Raw genomic sequence first — 338 nt, forward strand, 5'->3', positions numbered from 1 at the left:
GTTGTTATAGACGATGACGTTGATAGGCAGGGTGTGGAAGCGTTGTGAGGCGTTAAGCTAACCTGTACTAATTGCCCGAGAGGCTTAACCATACAACGCCAAATTAGCTTTGAGCTATGGTGTTGTAGGCAAGTGCTAAATCAAGTTGAATAGAGTAGTAGTTACTCGATAGATTGAATATCAGATTTCCAGAATTGTTAAGTTACTGACTTAGTCGGTAACAACCAGTTTATGCTTGGCGACAATAGCGACGTGGCACCACCTGAATCCATTCCGAACTCAGAAGTGAAACACGTTAGCGGCGATGGTAGTGTGGGGTCTCCCCATGTGAGAGTAGC

The 338-nt window shown here is 45.0% G+C and carries 2 rRNA genes; both read left to right on the forward strand.

Annotated elements, in window-relative coordinates:
- Positions 1-92: ribosomal RNA gene (locus tag ACXAH6_RS20430) — 23S ribosomal RNA — on the forward strand; the annotation flags it as partial.
- A 142-nt stretch (positions 93-234) separates the two neighbouring features.
- Positions 235-338 (forward strand): 5S ribosomal RNA (gene rrf / locus ACXAH6_RS20435); the annotation flags it as partial.

It is taken from the genome of Alteromonas sp. ABE4_545 (assembly GCF_056161325.1).